13 protein-coding genes and 1 pseudogene are annotated in these 16,300 nt (G+C 68.9%); 6 read left to right on the plus strand and 8 right to left on the minus strand.

The window, feature by feature from the left end; genetic code table 11:
* Window positions 1-432 precede the first annotated feature (432 nt).
* From AB0L21_RS26790 to AB0L21_RS26800, 3 genes and pseudogenes are all read left to right on the plus strand, one after another.
* Entirely contained in the window at window positions 433-1,641 is a 1,209-nt protein-coding gene (locus tag AB0L21_RS26790; protein ID WP_365786897.1) for an alpha/beta hydrolase, read from the plus strand.
* 468 nt (window positions 1,642-2,109) lie between these two features.
* Window positions 2,110-2,511: a peptide-methionine (R)-S-oxide reductase MsrB gene (gene msrB, locus AB0L21_RS26795; RefSeq protein WP_365705044.1), complete on the plus strand. Its 402-nt coding sequence runs from the start codon at window positions 2,110-2,112 to the stop codon at window positions 2,509-2,511.
* 172 nt (window positions 2,512-2,683) lie between these two features.
* Window positions 2,684-2,823 (plus strand): annotated as a pseudogene (locus AB0L21_RS26800) (IS701 family transposase); the annotation flags it as partial.
* 122 nt (window positions 2,824-2,945) lie between these two features.
* On the opposite strand, the gene AB0L21_RS26805 reads toward AB0L21_RS26800, so the two are convergent.
* The 5 genes from AB0L21_RS26805 to AB0L21_RS26825 form a co-directional block, all read right to left on the minus strand.
* The gene (locus AB0L21_RS26805; protein ID WP_365786898.1) at window positions 2,946-3,299 is read right to left on the minus strand and encodes a hypothetical protein; all 354 of its coding nucleotides are present in this window, start codon (window positions 3,297-3,299) and stop codon (window positions 2,946-2,948) included.
* A 279-nt stretch (window positions 3,300-3,578) separates the two neighbouring features.
* On the minus strand, window positions 3,579-4,031 hold the full coding sequence (locus AB0L21_RS26810) for a hypothetical protein (protein ID WP_365786900.1): 453 nt from the start codon (window positions 4,029-4,031) through the stop codon (window positions 3,579-3,581).
* A 368-nt stretch (window positions 4,032-4,399) separates the two neighbouring features.
* The gene (locus AB0L21_RS26815) at window positions 4,400-4,675 is read right to left on the minus strand and encodes a YciI family protein (protein ID WP_365705050.1); all 276 of its coding nucleotides are present in this window, start codon (window positions 4,673-4,675) and stop codon (window positions 4,400-4,402) included.
* A gap of 114 nt (window positions 4,676-4,789) precedes the next feature.
* Window positions 4,790-6,064 (minus strand): hypothetical protein, encoded by a 1,275-nt coding sequence (locus AB0L21_RS26820; protein WP_365705051.1) that lies wholly within the window; start codon window positions 6,062-6,064, stop codon window positions 4,790-4,792.
* 36 nt (window positions 6,065-6,100) lie between these two features.
* Window positions 6,101-7,243: a homogentisate 1,2-dioxygenase gene (locus AB0L21_RS26825; RefSeq protein WP_365705053.1), complete on the minus strand. Its 1,143-nt coding sequence runs from the start codon at window positions 7,241-7,243 to the stop codon at window positions 6,101-6,103.
* A gap of 328 nt (window positions 7,244-7,571) precedes the next feature.
* Between AB0L21_RS26825 and AB0L21_RS26830 the strand changes: the two genes are divergently transcribed.
* Together AB0L21_RS26830 and AB0L21_RS26835 are read left to right on the plus strand one after the other, a co-directional pair.
* Complete coding sequence (locus AB0L21_RS26830; protein WP_365786902.1) at window positions 7,572-8,315, plus strand: Asp/Glu racemase; 744 nt, start codon at window positions 7,572-7,574, stop codon at window positions 8,313-8,315.
* 56 nt (window positions 8,316-8,371) lie between these two features.
* On the plus strand, window positions 8,372-9,466 hold the full coding sequence (locus AB0L21_RS26835) for an alpha/beta hydrolase fold domain-containing protein (protein ID WP_365786904.1): 1,095 nt from the start codon (window positions 8,372-8,374) through the stop codon (window positions 9,464-9,466).
* Between the two features lie 5 nt (window positions 9,467-9,471).
* Here the strand turns inward: AB0L21_RS26835 and AB0L21_RS26840 are convergent, their stop codons facing one another.
* The 3 genes from AB0L21_RS26840 to AB0L21_RS26850 all read right to left on the minus strand — a co-directional run bounded on the left by AB0L21_RS26840 (window position 9,472) and on the right by AB0L21_RS26850 (window position 13,046).
* Window positions 9,472-10,338 carry a helix-turn-helix transcriptional regulator gene (locus tag AB0L21_RS26840; RefSeq protein WP_365705060.1) on the minus strand — a complete coding sequence of 289 codons (867 nt, stop codon included), beginning with the start codon at window positions 10,336-10,338 and terminating at the stop codon, window positions 9,472-9,474.
* 504 nt (window positions 10,339-10,842) lie between these two features.
* On the minus strand, window positions 10,843-11,643 hold the full coding sequence (locus tag AB0L21_RS26845) for a hypothetical protein (RefSeq protein ID WP_365705062.1): 801 nt from the start codon (window positions 11,641-11,643) through the stop codon (window positions 10,843-10,845).
* Between the two features lie 200 nt (window positions 11,644-11,843).
* Window positions 11,844-13,046, minus strand: a complete 1,203-nt coding sequence (locus AB0L21_RS26850) for an MFS transporter (protein WP_365705064.1) — start codon at window positions 13,044-13,046, stop codon at window positions 11,844-11,846.
* Between the two features lie 672 nt (window positions 13,047-13,718).
* Between AB0L21_RS26850 and AB0L21_RS26855 the strand changes: the two genes are divergently transcribed.
* Window positions 13,719-15,521 (plus strand): hypothetical protein, encoded by a 1,803-nt coding sequence (locus AB0L21_RS26855; RefSeq protein WP_365786906.1) that lies wholly within the window; start codon window positions 13,719-13,721, stop codon window positions 15,519-15,521.
* The last annotated feature ends 779 nt before the right edge of the window (window positions 15,522-16,300 follow it).

The following is a 16,300-nucleotide window of genomic DNA, read 5'->3' on the forward strand; positions in this document are numbered from 1 at the left end:
CGGACGGCGGCGGTCACCGCAGCCGCGTCCTCTCCCCCGGCAGGCGCACCGGTGCCCGACGGCCCGGTCTTGTGACTGCGGTGACGTCGGGGGCGGACATGCGGTACCTCAAGCGTGGTGTGTGTGTGACGACGGAGGCGGACGTTCCTCCTGCCCCGCAGACGTCCACCGCCGAACGGCGTTGCGGGGACCGAGGAGAATGCGACGTTCATCAGATGGCGCACGGGGGTGCGAGCGGTGGCGGCAGCCAGCGCGGGTTGATCGCCGGGCCGCGCAACCTCGGCCGCCGCCGGACGTCTGTCGGGACGAAGCGATCATCCGGCGCCGGCACGGACCGCCGGTGCCACCACTCAACGCTCAGGGAGCCCTTCGTTGCGACACAACGGCACCATCTCAGCGCCTCGCCGCCTGCCGCGGACCTGGACACTCGTCGTGTCCACGGCCGCCCTCCTCCTCCCGCAGGCGCTCGGCAGCACGGCGTCCTCAGCCGCTCCCGACGCTCCGGCCCAGTCAGGGCGGGCCGTCGCCGCCGTCACCTACAGCCTGGGTGACCGTGCGTACGCGCTGCCGGAAACCGGGGAACCGGTCGAGATGGCCGCGACCGTGCACTACCCGAGGGACCTCGGTACCAGCCCGCGGCCACTCGTCGTCGCGCTGCACGGCTGGCACGAGACCTGCGCCGACCGAACGGCAGCGGCGGCCCGCGACGCCGCAGGGCAGGCCGAGGACTGGGACGCGTACACGGCCGCCAACCAGAAGCTGTTCAGCTGGCCCTGCGCCCACGGCACACGCCCCATCGCCAACGACCGCGGCTACGACTACCTCGGCGAGGAACTGGCGCGCCAGGGGTTCATCGTGGTGTCCATCCGTGCCAACGGCATCAACGCCTCGTCGTTGTCGGGCGACGAGAACGCCTCCGCGCGGGCCGAACTGATCAACAGGCACCTCGCCCTGTGGCAGCAGCTCAGCGCCACGGGCCGAGGCGGTCTCGTCGGCGCGTTCCGCGACGCCGGCACGGGCAAGCCGCGGCACGTCGACTTCAGGCACCACGTCGACCTGAACAACGTCGGCACCCTGGGCCATTCGCGCGGTGGCGCGGGCGTGACCTGGCAGGCAGCCGAGCACCACAAGGCCCAGTGGCCCGCCGGCGTCAAGGTCAGGGCGGTCATGGCGCTGGCCCCCGCGTACAACGTCATGACCGAGGACATGACGGCGTACGAGATCACGAAGACGCCCATGGCCGTGATCCGCGGGACCTGTGACGGGCAGGTCGGCCGGGAAGCGCTCTCCTTCGCCGCCGACGCGACCGCCGACGGCTCAGCCGCGTTCCACACGTTTCAGGTGCACGGCGCCAACCACAACTACTTCAACACGCGGTGGTCACCGGCCAGCGGGGAGGTCGCCGCCTGGGACGACGCCGGCCATGACCAGGCCCACCCCGGCCAGTGCGCCGAGCCGGGCGAGTCCTCCTACGAGACCCAGGTGACCGAAGCCGGCGAACGCGAGGTCGGCGCCGCCTACATCACCGCCTTCTTCCGCCGGTACCTCACCGGCGACAAGCGGGTCGACGCGATGCTCACCGGCGAACGGCACCCCCTCGCGCACATCACCCGCGTCGACGTGACGACCGGCCGTCGCTGACGCGCGCGGTCGTTCCTCCTCCCCGCTGCCGCCAGGGCAGGAGGAACGACCGCTCCAACCGGGGCCCGGATCGCGGCGCTCCGCACCGTGAGAGTCAGGGAGGTCCGGTGCCGCCTGCCGACAGTGGGCCAGCGGTGGCTTGCCGTCTCACTTATATGAGCATATACTCGTACTCCATGGTTCGCCAGCCCGCCGGCAAGTAGGCCGCTTTCTGGATCCGTGTGTCACTTCCCCGGCAGACTGACCTCCTCGCGGTGCGGGCCATGATCTAGACAGCGCCAAGCACCCAGAATTCAGGACACATGCCATTTTCGTGGCCGAACGGATTCCGACTCGTCGGCAGTCACAAAAGTCAGCGGCTAACCTCGACTCAGGTGCTTTTTTGTCGCTAATTTCTCAACCAAAGCATGATCCGTCCAGCGCTGCTCGCATTCTGAAGCAGCGTTTCCGGTCCTGAAGGATGAAGCCATGACGTACGATATCGAGAAGTCGAACGCCGAGTGGCGTGCGGAACTCACCCCCGAGGAGTACAGGGTGCTCCGCGGAGCTGCGGACGAAGCGGCGTTCACGGGAGAGTACACCGATACCGAAGAAAAAGGCGTGTACTCCTGCAGGGCCTGCGGAGCGGATCTATTCACTTCCGAGGAGAAGTTCGACTCCCGCTGTGGCTGGCCTGCGTTCTACGACCCCAAGGACCTCGATTCGGTCGAACTGCAGCAGGACGGATCCCCCTATCCCGTCGTTCGGTGCGCTCGTTGCGGGTCGTATCTTGGAGAGTTGTTCGAGGGCGAGGGCTTTGCAACGCCGACGGACAAGCGATACTGCATAAACAGCCTCGCCCTGCGGCTGAAGCCTGCCGATTCCGAATGATTTGACTCAGCTCGTCGCTCGGACCGTGCAGCTCGTTGTGTCTGGCTCGGCCTCCGCCAGGTCCTCACCGTCGTGCAGGGGGACAGGCGGAGCCCGACCGCATGGGGTCGGGGCGCACTCCCGCAAGGAGCCCGGGCGGAGGAGGCCAGGCCGCACAGGGCCGACGTGCCTTCGGAAGAACGGCTGGACCCTGGCGGAGGAGGCCGGCCATGCGGGCCCGGACCATATCCACCGGATGCTGAACCGGATCGAGTGGGACGCCGACGAGGTCCTCGACGACTGCGACTGTACGTGGTCGACAACCTCGGTGAGGAAGGCCCGCGGGCTCAACCCGGTGAACGGGGCTCTCGAAGCCGCCTCCGACGCCGTGGTCACACCAGCCACGCCGAAATCATCGCCCCGGGCCGGCGTGTTCCTCAGCGGGCCTCTCCGCCTCAGCGGAACTCGTGGATCACCTGGATCTCGCCGACGATGTGGGCGTTGAAGTCGTCCAGTTCCTCGGCAGGAACCCACAGCTCGAGGATCGTCCGCCCGCCTGCCTGCTGGACGGGATACCGGCTCAAGAAGTCCGACTCGACCTCGAAACGAGTGACGAAGCCGGCGCCGTCGTGCTTCACGTTCCAGTCCCGCGCGATCCTGACCGCGTAGTCCTCGTCGAGGACCGGGTAGAAGATCGGCTGCTCGGGCAGCCGGGGCGGCCAGGCACGCCAGTTCAGCTCCCGGACCAGATCCAGCTCCTTGGGGCCGGTGGGACGCCACAGGGTCGTCGTTGCTTGCGGGCTGGTCATCTGCATCGCTCTCTGCACGTAGGACGCCCACGGCGGGTCGGGACACCCGACGTTACCGGCACCGCGAACTCAGCAGCCACGCGGTCTCCGCACCATGACCAGCGCCGTGACCGACAGGTGCGGGTCTCCCGTGCTCGCGATCGCCGCGGCCGGTCTGTTCCGAGAGTTCGCAGCCGGTCCCTGTCAGTGGTCTCCCTGTTTGACGCACGACTTCGGACATGCGCGGACGCCGCGGACCGTCGTCGCAGGCAGAGCGGAACAGGTCGTACCAGGGCCGCTTCAACCCATGAATGACTCGTTGCCGGTCCGCTGCATGCTGTCGGCCCCGAAGCCTTGCCAGTCCACCGTCATGGTGGATGCCGTAGACCTGTAGATCTTGCCCAGAGTCCGGTCGGCGTTCCCGTCATCACACTTGAGTCTGATCACGTGCCCCCCGTCCTCCTTGCTCAGAGTTCCTCGACAGTGGCTTTCACCCAGCAACTCCACCCGGGAGCCTTCGATGCGCAGGACGACCGGGGGGCCGGACGAGAAGGACGCCCAGGAGCCGGTGAGGGTCGCATCGACCTTGTCGTCGGCGTCCTGAGCCGAGGGCGTGCCGTCCACAGTCCCTCCGGCCGGCGTGGACACCGGTGGCGCGGACGGCTTCGCCTTCCCCGATTCCGCGACGCCGCATCCGCTCAGGACGAGGACCGCCGCTACGACCACCGCGGCCTGGTGCACCTGTTTGATCACGTCAACCCTTCGAAGGAGCGTCCGGAACCGGCGACCGAGTTCACGCCGGCCGGCGCGCGCCGAGATTACCAACGCCGTTGGAGCAGCAGGGCATTGCGTCAGTGCACGCGGGCTCTGTCTCTGGTGCCCGTGGCAGGGCTCGGCGGCCGCACAGGCACGGTGGCGCGGGAGGAACGCACAAGGAGCGCGGCACGCCGTCGCTGGCGCCGGCTCGACCACGACCGCGGTCCATGTCATGGCTGGGACGGGGACGCGCGGTGCACCACACCTGTGCCTTGGCAGGTGTCGACGCATGCCTGGCTGCCGACCCCGTCCGCCGCTCACGCCCGGCCGTCGCCGTCAGTCAGGTGACCAGCGGCGGCGAACGCTCAGCGCTGTACCGACCCCCGCACGACGTTCCATTCGCGTACGTCCGCGGTCGCGTGGCCGGAGCGGATGAGGGGACTGTTCCGGTAGAGGTTCTGAACCTGCTCGAGAGAGTCGGCGGCCAGGACGGCCATACCGCCACCGCCGTCGCTGAACGGGCCCGCGAGCAGGAGGGTGCCGTCGGCGTGGAGCTTGTCCAGGAACCTGGCCTGCGCCACACCCACCTCCTGGTCGGGCGGGGTGCCGCCGAATTCGAGCGTCACAACGAATCGCTTCATGATCATCCTCCACTTCAGGAGTCCGCCGAGGCGAACGGATCTCCGGTCCATCGCGCACAACGGTGTGGTGGTGGCGTGGCGTGCTGCCACCACCACACCGACCGGGCGCTTCAGTCAGCGGTTCGCAGCCGCGGGGAAGCGTGGAGCGAGCCACTCGGCGATGAACTGCAACGCCTTCTCCCGCTGCTCGAGCGGGTAGCCGAAGTGTTCGCCCTCAAGGAAGTGCACCGTCTTGTCCTCGGCCGGGCAGGCGTCGAACTGTGCCTGGTTGGTGTCGGGGAAGGCGAGGCTGTCCCCGGTGAAGTTGATGACGAGCAGCGGCTCGTGCACCGACTTCACCGATTCGAGCAGATTGGCCCGCGTCGACAGTCCCGACCAGGTGCTGAGCCACGCCCGCGGTGTGACCAGCCGGCCGAACCCGCCGGGCGCGTAGTTGACCTGGTCCGGCCGGGGCCCGAGGATCGAGGCGGGCTCCCGGGTGGACTTCCAGGCGTGCAGGCTCAGGTCCAGGTATGCCGGATCGGCCTCGGTGCGGTGCACGATCATGTAGTCGCCGACCATGGCGCGGCGGGTGATGCGGATGCGCTCCTCCAGCGGCAGGTCCGCGAAGCCCGGCTCCTGCATCTTCCGCCGGTAGCGCTGCCGCTCGGTGATCAGCCCCCGGGCCCGGGCGTCCAGCCGGGCCACGCGGGCCCGCTGTGCCTCCCGGTACCGTTCCAGGAACTCCACGGAGTACTTGCTCGGCTCCGGCGGCTCACGGAAGCCGTTCGCCGGGCTGTACATGTCCAGCTCCGGATCGACCGCCAGCGGATCATCCTCGTCGACCACCGACGGGTCGATGGCGGTGAGCATGAACGCTCCCTGGCCGGGATGCGCTGCGAGCAGGGCCAGCCCGTCCGCGGTGGGCATCTCCACCGCGTTGAGGTCCAGCGGCTCCCCGGCGGCCGTGTCCGTCAGCCGTCCCGGCGGTGCCGTGCCGGCCTGCTGCTGGTAGAACGCCAGCAGAGATCCGCCGCCGCTGTTGCCGAGCAGGACGATCTTTTCGAAGCCCCGCTCGTTCTTCAGATGGCTCAGTGCCGCCGCGAGATCGAGCAGGATCCTCTCGTGCTCGCAATCGACATCGTTGTGCAGCGCCCGGGTCTGGTGGCCGTAGAAGGCGTATCCGGCTTCGAGGACCGCCGGAGCGGCATAGTGGCGGCTCATGTCGCCACGGGGGTGCGACGTCACTACGACCGTCCGCTCCCCGCCGCGGGTGTAGAGCGTCCCACGGGAGGCACCCCCGTCGGCGGCGCTGATCGGTATGACCGTCGCTTCGGTTCCCGTCGGCAGGGCGCTGAAATCGATGATGCCGACACCCACGGTGCTGATCTTCTTCTTTTCTTCAGCCATGGATCGGCTCCTTGAACGAGCTGTCGTACCGGAACATCACTCGGCCGCAACCCCTTCGCGCAGCTGGTCACCCGCGCGCTTCAGGGCCCGGGCCTCCGGTGTGGGGGTCAGCGTTCGCCGGGTGTCCACGAAGATGAACTCGAAGTCGGCGAAGTCGCCCGGCTTGATGTTCTTGCGGATCTCCTCCGCGACCGTGGCCGGGAGGCCGTGGTGCAGTCCCCGCGGAGTGAGGGAAAGGCTGGCCGGGGCCATGGGCAGACCGAGGGCGGTTCCGTTGTGCGTGAACAGGAACTCGTCGTAGTCCATGTTCCGGTGGTACGGGGGGAGTTGCTCCGCGTCCGGTGCGGACTCGAGCGGACGGGGCAGGAAATTGCCCACGACGACGCTCGGGGTGGCGAAAATGCTGTGCGCGCTCGGCATGATGTGGATGCGGTCGCTCGTGATGGGGCGGAAGTCCCTTATGTTGATCTTGAAGGGGAACAGGTCGCCCTTCCAGCCTTCGGCGTCGATCGGATCGAAGTCGTAGTACGCCGTCGTGTACTCACCGAGGAACTTGACCCGGACCGGCCACTCGCCGGCCTCGTTACGGCCGTCACCCAGGTCGTCCAGTGCCGGGGAGGGCACATACAGCAGGGCGGGGTCGAACGGAGCGCGGCGACCGACCGGGCCGATGTCCGCGAAGCCGAGTTCCTCGGTCGTCTCGGTGATCAGGAAGTAGTTCACCGGGCCGGTCGGGCGGATGCGGTACGTGACGCCCTTCGGCAGCAGCACCCAGTCACCGGGCTCGTAGGGGATCGGGCCGAACTCGGTGTAGAAGGTGCCCGTGCCCTGGTGCACGAAGTACAGCTCGTCCCCGTCGGCGTTACGCGCCGAATAGGTCATGTTGGCGCTGCGACGGCTCGTCGAGATGGACACGTCGGAGTTGTGGAACAGCCGCAGCGGGTTACCACCGGCGTCCGTCAGGTCGGTGGGCTCCAGCAGCCGCCCGTCGATGTCGAGGTGGCTGCCGCTTCCATCGGCGCGCTTCCAGTCGGTCGGCTCATGGCGCCGGTACAGATGCGCGTCACGGCCCTCGAAGCCGTGCCGGGTGAGCATGTCCTCATGCAGCCCCAACTCGTGCCGTGCCACGCCCGCCTGGCGAAGCACCTTGCCCCTGCTGTGGTGAATCCACGAACGCATCGGCCTGATTTCCATTGGACTGTGCCCTTCGACTGGGTCCCAACACTGGTGCATGACGATGCCCCCCGGGCACCGGCGGTGGAACGCCGCAGGGATACGAGTACTCACAGGGAGACGCTGGGAAGGAGCCCCGCCCTGCGAGTACGGAGTACTGGCCCGGTGTTCCACTACCAGGCACCGGGCGCCCATGGTCATGGCGAGCGGTCGAGCAGAGCGCGAGGAAACGGTCCGGCGCGTCGAGCCACGCCGTCCGGCGAGCGGCGCCCCGGTGCCCCGAAGCTGTCGACCGCCGATCCCGACCCGCAGGCGCAAGGAGAGGCGAGTGCAGATGAGTTCATACCGCGTGGGTCTGTTGGTGCCGAGTTCCAACACGACGATGGAGACCGAAGTCCCCGAGGTGCTGCGCCGGGTGGCGGACGCGACCGGTGACCGGTTCACGTTCCACGCCAACCGGATGCGGATGAAGACGGTCAGCGAAAGCGAGCTGGCTGCGATGAACGCGGACGCCGATCGCGCGGCGGGCGAGCTGGCCGACGCCGCCGTGGACGTGATGGCCTATGCGTGCCTGGTCGCCATCATGTCCCAGGGCCGTGGCGCGCACCGTGACATCGAGAAGCGGCTCACCGCGACGTCCGCGGAGGCGGGTGCAGCCGTGGACGTCGTGTCGAGCGCGGGGGCCCTCGTCGCCGGACTGCACCACATCGGTGCCCGGAAGGTCTCGCTCGTGACCCCCTACCTGAAGCCTCTCACCGCGCGCGTGGTCGACTACATCGAGGCGGAAGGCATCGAGGTCCAGGACGCGATCAGCCTGGAGGTCGACGACAACATCGCCGTCGGTCGCCTCGACGAGAATCAGCTGCCCCACATCGCGAGCCGGCTCGACACCCGTGGGGCCGACGCGGTGGTGCTGAGCGCCTGCGTGCAGATGCCGTCCCTCGGAGCGATTCCCGCCACCGAGGCCGCGCTGGAGCTGCCGGTCGTCACCGCCGCGACCGCCACGTCCTGGCAGCTGCTGTCCGCTCTCGGTGCCTACGCCCCGGTTCCCGGGGCCGGCGCACTGTTCAAGGGCTGAGACCGGGGACGCTGCCGCGGCCGATCACCCCCATGTTCATGAAGAGGAGTTGACCTATGACGACCGAGCCTGCTGTGAGACCTGTCGACGGCGCCGCTCCGGGGCGCCTCGGCGACCCCGGGCGGTCGCTCGAGACGGATCCCCGGGTCCATCCAGGTGTCGTAGCCGCGCTGGCGCCGTTCGGGCTCGCGGCGTTGGCGTCTGCGCCGCCGGTGAGCGTCCGTTCCACGCATGAGGAGCTTCTGGAGTTCATCGCAGCCGGCGAGGCCGGATTTGAGCAACTGTTCGATGCGCTGATGGCCGGCCTGCCTGACGTCAAGGGTGTCGTATCCGAGACGCGCACCGTTCAGGCAGCGGATGGTCACGAGATCGAACTTCATGTGACCCGTCCCGAGGCCGCGGAAGGCCCGCTCCCGGGCATCTATCACCTGCACGGTGGCGGCATGGTCATGATGGGTGCCACGAGCGCCGCCTACGACCGCTGGCGGAGGGAACTCGCCGCGACCGGCCTGGTCGTCATCGGTGTCGAGTTCCGCAATGCCGCGGGCAGGCTCGGCCCGCATCCCTACCCGGCCGGGCTGGAAGACAGTGCGACCGGTCTGCGATGGGCCACGGACCATGCCGCCGAACTGGGCGTCTCGCACATCGTGGTGTCAGGTGACTCGGGCGGCGCCAACCTCGCACTCGCACTGACGATCAAGGCGAAGCGGGAGGACTTCCTCTCCGCGATATCCGGTGTGTATGCCCAGTGCCCGCACATCCACGGCAAGTGGGGCCATGACGACGAGGCGCTGCCTTCGCTCGCCGAGAACGACGGGTACTTCATGCACGGCGACCTGCTGCAGGTGCTCGCCGAGCTCTACGACCCGGGTGCGGCGAACATCGACGAGGCGACGTGCTGGCCCTCCCGGGCCACCCAGGCCGACCTGGAAGGGCTGCCGCCGCACGTGATCTCGGTCAACGAACTCGACCCGCTGCGTGACGAGGGGCTCGACTACTACCGCAAGCTGCTCGCGGCGGGCGTCCCGACGGTCGGCCGGATGAACATGGGGCTGTGTCACCACGGCGAGACCCTCTTCCGCGCGACGATGCCCGACGTCTACGCCGCGAACGTCCATGGCATCAGCAGCTTCGCCCACTCCTTGAAGTGAGGACGTCACAGCTCAGTCGTCTGTGCTCCGGCGCTGACCTGAGAGGATGAGAGGCAGGAGTCGATGGCTGCCTTGGTCTCGTCGTCATGAGGCAGCCACAACTGAAGCCAGTGGTGGGCCTCTCCCACGAGGAGAACCTCGAGCGTGATGTTCAAAGGCCCGGCAGTGGGGTGAACGAGACGCTTGACGCCTGACCGCCGGAACGCGACCGAATGGGTGGACCATCGCTCGGCGAACTCGGGAACCGCGGCCAGGTCATCGACCAGCGCCTGGAAATCCTCATCGGCGCCCCAGTCCTGCTGCGCCGACCGCAGCCAGCCCACCACCTCGTCCGCCGTCGCCGCCCAGTCCTCCTTGGTGAACACGCTGCGGATCACGGGGTTCAGGAAGTGGTTGTGAATGAAGTTGGGCGGCCCCGCGTCCAGCGCTCCCAGCGGCCTGCTCACCGTTTCCCACGCGCTGTTCCATGCCACGACGTTGTAGATGGGACCGAGCAGGCACGCCGGCGTGGGGTCGAGATGGTCCAGCAGCGCACGAATGGTGGGCCGCGGCTCATCGCTGACCGGGGGAGGAGGGGGAAAGAGCGCGGCGCTGTGCCGTTTCATGGCCAGCATGGCAAGGTGCCGCTTCTCGTCCTCCGACAGCCGCAGCGCCGCGGCCAGCGCGGCGAGCACCGCGACCGAGGGATTGCTGTCGCGGCCCTGCTCAAGCCGCTCCAGGTACTCCACGCTCAAGCCGGCGAGTGTGGCGAGCTCCTCTCGCCGCAGCCCGGGTGTACGCCGGCGGCCGGAGGAGGGCAACCCCACATGTTCGGGTCTCAGCCGCTCCCGGCGCGAACGCAGAAACACCCCTAGCTCACTTCCTTTCACCATTCCCCCATGATGCTCTTCTCCACGCACCGCAGGATCTCCCTGAGAGGGCGACTACTGACTTCGGCTCGTCAAGGTGCGGGTCGTTGAGTGTCAGGCCGGTGCCGCTATGAATCCGTCGAGGGTGACGGGCCGGTACCGGAGGCGTTCGAGCCGCTTGCGGACGAGCGTTCCAGGCGGTCGAGAGCGGCGATCAACTCACGCATGACAGGGGAGACGTGGATGTTCGGCCGGTCCCACGGGCGAGATACCGGTGCCCAGGGTGGCGCCCTGGTGGAGTTGCCGACGCAGCAGGGTCGCGGACCCCCCAGCGGACCGCGAACGGCAGGCCATCGGACGGGGGATCGCGCCGCAACCGTAGGGATGCCGGAGCACGGCACAGCTCGGAAGGCTCCGTGGCGGGGACTTCCCTGTGGGGCCGGCCGAACAGAGCCGGCCGGCGTCGCTTGCTGGGGTCGCGCACGCGATCGCGCAGGGAGGTGGCTCAGGGCGTTTTCACCGAAGGTGTCAGACGAACAGGACGCTGTCGACGTCGATCGTGACGAGTTCCATGTCGCGGAAGACGGTGCCATCCTCTCCGAGCCGGTAGACGCGCCGCTTGGTCGGTACCATGATGCCGTCGAACTCCCGGTACTCGGCGACGTAGTGTGCCGCGGCTCCCGCGTGGATGACCTCGGCCGTGTAATCGTGCCTGCGCAGCAGTCCGTTCGCGCCGAAGTAGAAGGTCTGCTCCGGGCAGTGCGTCGCGATGTGGTCGGGGAAGGTGACCTGCAGCCGCCTCAAGCTCTCGCCCTCCTCGGTGACAGGAGAGATTTCCTCCGTCTTCACACCCGGCGCGGTGAAGGAGAACGGAGTGGTGAGGTATGTCCACATGGCATACCCGGCGAAGTAGGCGACCTGCAGATCGTCCCAGGGAGCGTATAGGTCGGACGGGAACGAGGCACGAGGGTCATGCCGCTCGGCCGTCACCTCGCCCGCCTCGGTCTCGATGGCCACCCGCTGCGGGGTGAAGGACGTCCGCAGGTTCGGCGCGGTGAAGGGGTGGTGACTGACGCGCTGCTGGTGCAGGTCGATCCGGACGGCTGAGTGACGCAGAATTCCCTCCCGTCCTTTCAAGGTCCACAGCGCCCCGCCTACGCGAATATGTGCGGTGGCCGAGGTGAGCTGGTTGTAGCGCGCCAGCCCGCCGTGCGCATCGATTACCTGGGTGACGAGATCATTCATGCCATATCCGTTCAGCTCAGACGCATACCGGTGGTGGTGCGGCCCTGAGAAGGGGATGGACAGCCGCGGGCCCGTTACGAGCATATGCTCATAACGGGGAAGCGGCAAGGACGTGAGACAGATGGATGACGAACCTGTCGGAGCACCCGTCGGTGTGCTGCGCGACGAGAGCGCCGGCCTCAGCCTCGACGACGAAGCTCCGAGTCCCGTTCCCGGCCGCGCTGCGGGCCGACATGAGGCGAATCCTGAACGCAGGCAGCGCCGGGGAGCTCGGCGGCTGTCCGCTACTCGGCCGTCGCCGATACCGACCCCGAGCTTGCCGTGGCCGCGTCGTGCGCTCGGTGGCGGCGTATGACGCGATGTGCCATCTCCGCAGCGACGAGGCCGAGGGCGATCAGCAGAGCACCGATGGGACCGAGCCGGTGCGCACCGACCCAGGCTATTCCGGCCTGTCCGATCAGCGGCGCGACGGAGACACCGACGTAGGTCGTGGCAGTGTTCAGGCCGGTGAGCACAGGCGCTGCGGCCGGCATGGCACCGACCAGGCGGTGCGTCTGCGGCGTCAGGAGGCCCCACCCGCACACGCCCCACACCATGAGCGCGACGACGGAGGTGGCCAGGTTCGCGCTGGACCAGGGCAGGAGCACGAAGTCGATGACCAGCAACCCCAGGCCGGTGTTGATGATGCGCCGGGCGCCGAGCCGGTCGACCAGAGCGCCCGAGCCGAGCGTCCCGATGGTGGACGCCACACCCCAGACGAACAGCAGCAACGCGAGGGTGGTGCCGCTGCCGCCGGTGGCGCGGTCCAGGCTCTCCGCGATGTAGGAGTAGACGGTGAACAGGCCGGTGAAGACAAGGAGGGTCGTCAGCAGGGTCATACCCACACGGCGGTCTCCGAGCGGAGCGAGACGGGCGCGCAGCGCGACCAGCGGCGGATTGGGGATCTGGGGAATCAACAGGGCGATTCCCGCCGCCGCCAGCACACCCAAGGCGGAGACGAACAGCATGGTGACACGCCAGTCGCCGGTGAGACTGCCGATCGCCGTGCCGATGGGTGCACCCAGTGCGGTCGCCGCACTGAGGCCGGCCAGGACGGTCGAGATGGCACGCCCCCGCTTCTCCGGCGGCGCGAGTGCGGTGGCCGCGGCGACGGCCGCGGGGCTGACCATGGCCCCGCCGAGCCCGGCGACCACTCGTGCGGCCAGCGCCACACCGAAGACGGGCACCAGTGCCGTGAGAAGGTTGCCCACTACGAAGACGCCGAGCCCGGCGAGGAAGAGCGTGCGGCGCGGCCAGCGCGTGGTGAGCGCTGCCATGACGGGACCCAGGACCGCATAGGCAAAGGCGTAAGCGGTGATCAGCCAACCGGTGGTGCCGACACTGACGCCGAGGGAGTGTGCGGCGTCCGGCAGGATACCGGCGATGACGAAACTGTCGGTACCGATGGCGAACATCGCGACGGACAGGACCAGGAGTGATCGGTACACGACGAAAGCTCTCCATGACACATGTAGCGGTTCGGTATCAAGGCGGGTTGATGGCGGCTGGCGCTCAAGCAGCGGTCAGGTGTGGAAAGTTGTCCAGCTGAGGGAACATGCAACGCACGGCTTCGGGCGGCAGGGCGCCGTGGCGCTTCCCCGTCGTCACCGCCAGGGCGAACGCACCGAGGTCCCCGATCCGCACCGCGCGGCTCGACCGCGTCGCGCGCCTCACCTGTCGACAGATCCAGCCGCTTGTCAGCACTCCCCTTGCGCGTTCGAAGCGTCAGACAACCCCTCCCGCCCAGATAAGAGCATATGCTCGTATCTGCTCCGACGCAAGTCCGCACCGGTGACTGTGCGCGAGGCCGTACCGCTGACCCGCGACGACAGCCGAGACCGGCCGGCGTCGTCGCCCCGTATGGATCAAGGACGCGTCAGCCCCCTCCTATGAGGGGGCCAATCACATCCTATGGAGGGGCAAAGAATTCGCTCCGGTACTGCCGAACACGCCCGCGCCACAGCTACGTTCCTCGCGCACACTGTCATGTCATCATCACCAGCTCTCCCCAGCCAATGAGTGTCATGCTCATGACTGCGCGGTCGCCGCCGCTACGCGCGTCACGGGCCTGCCCCCCAGTCCGTACCACGACCCCCACTCCCCCACGGAGGCAGTACCCCATGCGTGAGTCACGCCCCAGCCGGCGCAGCCGGAGTCTGCGAAGACTCCTGTCCGTCGCCCTCCCCTCCCTCGCCCTCTGCGTCACCGGCCTCGCCGCGGCGCCGACCGCCGGGGCCCAGTCCGGCACCGCCACCACGGCCCACGTCACCCGGGCCGCCCAGAACGCCAAGGCCCTGACCGCCCCCGAACGGCAGACCTTCCACTCCACCGGCAAGGCCGGTCAGAAGGTCCCCACGACTCACCTGTGCGCCACCGCCGAGCCGGGACACGCGTCCTGCTTCGCCCAGCGCCGTACCGACATCAAGCAGCGACTGGCCACCGCGCTCGCCGCCGCCACCCCCGCCGGCCTCTCCCCGGCCAACCTGCACAGCGCCTACAACCTGCCCTCCACCGGCGGCACCGGTATGACGGTCGCCATCGTCGACGCCTACAACGACCCCAACGCCGAAGCGGACCTGGGCACTTACCGCTCCACCTACGGCCTGTCCTCCTGCACCAAGGCCAACGGCTGCTTCAAGCAGGTCAGCCAGACCGGCTCGACCACCTCGCTGCCCGCCAACGACACCGGCTGGGCCGGTGAGGAGGCCCTCGACCTCGACATGGTCAGCGCGGCCTGTCCGAACTGCAACATCATCCTGGTCGAGGCCAACTCCGCCAACGACACCGACCTCGGCATCGCCGAGAACGAGGCCGTCGCGCTCGGCGCCAAGTTCGTCTCCAACAGCTGGGGCGGCTCGGAGTCCTCCGGCCAGACCACCGAGGACACCCAGTACTTCAAGCACCCGGGCGTCGCCATCACCGTCTCCGCCGGTGACTCCGCCTACGGCGCCGAATACCCGGCGACCTCGCAGTACGTGACCGCCGTCGGCGGTACCGCGCTCACCACCGCCGCCAACTCCCGAGGCTGGACCGAATCCGTCTGGCACACCAGCGCCACCGAGGGCACCGGCTCCGGCTGCTCCGCCTACGACCCGAAGCCGACCTGGCAGACGGACACCGGCTGCGCCAAGCGCATGGAGGCCGACGTCTCCGCCGTCGCCGACCCGGCCACCGGCGTCGCGGTCTACGACACCTTCGGCGGCTCCGGCTGGGCGGTCTACGGCGGCACCAGCGCCTCCGCCCCGCTCATCGCCGGCGTCTACGCCCTCGCGGGCACCCCGGGCGCGACCGACTACCCGGCGAAGTACCCCTACAGCCACACCGCCAACCTGTACGACGTCACCACGGGCAACAACGGCTCCTGCTCCACCTCGTACTTCTGCACCGCCCGCACCGGCTACGACGGCCCGACCGGCTGGGGCACCCCCAACGGCGTCGCGGCCTTCACCGCCGGTACCGGTGGCGGCGGCACCTGCACCCCCGCGCAGCTCCTCGGCAACGCGGGCTTCGAGTCGGGCAACACCGTCTGGACCGCCTCCACCGGCGTCATCACCAACGACACCGGTGAGGCCGCGCACGGCGGCTCGTACAAGGCCTGGCTCGACGGGTACGGCACCAGCCACACCGACACCGTGACCCAGTCGGTGACCATCCCGGCCGGCTGCCACGCCAGCTTCTCCTTCTACCTGCACACCGACACCGCCGAGACCGGCACCACCGCGTACGACAAGCTGACGGTGTCCGCCAACACGACCACCCTGGCGACGTACTCGAACGTCAACGCCGCCACCGGGTACTCGCTGAAGACCTTCGACCTGTCCGCCTTCGCGGGCCAGACGGTCACCCTGAAGTTCAGCGGTGTGGAGGACACCTCCCTCCAGACCAGCTTCGTCGTGGACGACACCGCCCTGACGACCGGCTGATCCCCGCAGCGGGCAAACCGGTCCCGCACACGGCAGCCGTCGTGTGCGGGACCTTCACGCGTACGGAACCCTCGCTGTTCGGTGGGGCCTTGCTCCTCCTGCGTCGACGGGCGCGCGGCAGGGCGTACCGGTCCGAGCCGGTGCGTCACCTGGCGCCAGGCCACCACCGCCTGCGCGTACGGAACGAGCCGGACGGGACCGATCAGGCCCTGGGTCTCGCGGTGGCCGTGCCGGACACGGACGGCTGGGCGACCCGGAGCCGGTTGATGAGCGGGGTCGCGCCCCTTCGATCTCGATGCTGTTGTCGCCTGCGCGCAGGCAGGGGCCGACGTCGACGACGGCGTGCGGGCGGTCGACCGCAGGCAGGCGGGTGCCGCTGACGGTGACACGGAAGGTGTCGGAGACCTGCCCGAGTTCGAGGACGGCCCCGTGGGACGCGGTCCAGTGGTCCGGCAGGGTGACCTCGGTGCGGTAGCGGCCGACGCCCGCGGAGTCGGCCAGTCCGGGGACTTCGACCACGGCGCGAGCGCGTCCAGGGTCAGGGTGCGCCGGACGCGTTCGGTCCGGGTCGCGCCGGAGCCTGGGTACCAGTCCTCGACCTCCGGTTCCCACACCGCCGGGGTGATCGGGCCGGACACGGACGGCAGGACCGTGGTGACCGTGCGGCCGTCGGACAGGCGGGTGGTGCGGGTGCCCGCCGCGCCGGCCCGCACCGTCAGTCCGCGGCCGGTGAACAGCACGTCGTCGGCGTCCGAGGCGACGGCATGCGGTCGGTTGCC

Source organism: Streptomyces sp. NPDC052721, from assembly GCF_040678315.1.
Lineage (GTDB): Bacteria > Actinomycetota > Actinomycetes > Streptomycetales > Streptomycetaceae > Streptomyces.

Excerpts from the sequence above, each read along its gene's own strand:
- AB0L21_RS26820 (WP_365705051.1), bottom strand. The coding sequence starts at position 6,064 with ATGGCTGAAGAAAAGAAGAAGATCAGCACCGTGGGTGTCGGCATCATC.
- AB0L21_RS26805 (WP_365786898.1), bottom strand. The coding sequence starts at position 3,299 with ATGACCAGCCCGCAAGCAACGACGACCCTGTGGCGTCCCACCGGCCCC.
- AB0L21_RS26855 (WP_365786906.1), top strand. The coding sequence starts at position 13,719 with ATGCGTGAGTCACGCCCCAGCCGGCGCAGCCGGAGTCTGCGAAGACTC.
- AB0L21_RS26830 (WP_365786902.1), top strand. The coding sequence starts at position 7,572 with ATGAGTTCATACCGCGTGGGTCTGTTGGTGCCGAGTTCCAACACGACG.
- AB0L21_RS26840 (WP_365705060.1), bottom strand. The coding sequence starts at position 10,338 with ATGGTGAAAGGAAGTGAGCTAGGGGTGTTTCTGCGTTCGCGCCGGGAG.
- AB0L21_RS26845 (WP_365705062.1), bottom strand. The coding sequence starts at position 11,643 with ATGCTCGTAACGGGCCCGCGGCTGTCCATCCCCTTCTCAGGGCCGCAC.
- AB0L21_RS26835 (WP_365786904.1), top strand. The coding sequence starts at position 8,372 with ATGACGACCGAGCCTGCTGTGAGACCTGTCGACGGCGCCGCTCCGGGG.
- AB0L21_RS26825 (WP_365705053.1), bottom strand. The coding sequence starts at position 7,243 with ATGCGTTCGTGGATTCACCACAGCAGGGGCAAGGTGCTTCGCCAGGCG.
- msrB (WP_365705044.1), top strand. The coding sequence starts at position 2,110 with ATGACGTACGATATCGAGAAGTCGAACGCCGAGTGGCGTGCGGAACTC.
- AB0L21_RS26815 (WP_365705050.1), bottom strand. The coding sequence starts at position 4,675 with ATGAAGCGATTCGTTGTGACGCTCGAATTCGGCGGCACCCCGCCCGAC.